Genomic DNA, 292 nt, shown 5'->3' on the forward strand with positions numbered 1-292 from the left:
AATACAGAGAAAAAGCTTGCGCGGGAACAGAGAAAGCTGTCCAGATGTCAGAAAGGCAGTCAGAATTATAAGAAGCAGAAGAAAAGAGTTGCACTGTGCCATGAAAAGATCCGAAATCAGAGAAAAGACTTTCAGCATAAACTCAGTGCCAGTCTTGCTGAGAGCTTCGATGCAGTATGCGTGGAAGATCTGAATCTGAAAGGGATGGCAGGAGGACTTCATCTTGGAAAAGGTGTACATGATAATGGATATGGCCTGTTTCTGTCTATGCTGGAATATAAACTGGAGGAAC

1 protein-coding gene is annotated in these 292 nt (G+C 43.2%); it reads left to right on the forward strand.

Features of this window, described 5'->3' with window-relative positions:
* Window positions 1–292: transposase (locus tag LI112_RS18010; RefSeq protein WP_227191222.1), on the forward strand; the 292-nt coding region annotated here is incomplete at both ends.

Source organism: Blautia sp. 210820-DFI.6.14 (genome assembly GCF_020558815.1).
GTDB classification, from domain to species: Bacteria; Bacillota; Clostridia; order Lachnospirales; family Lachnospiraceae; genus Blautia_A; species Blautia_A obeum.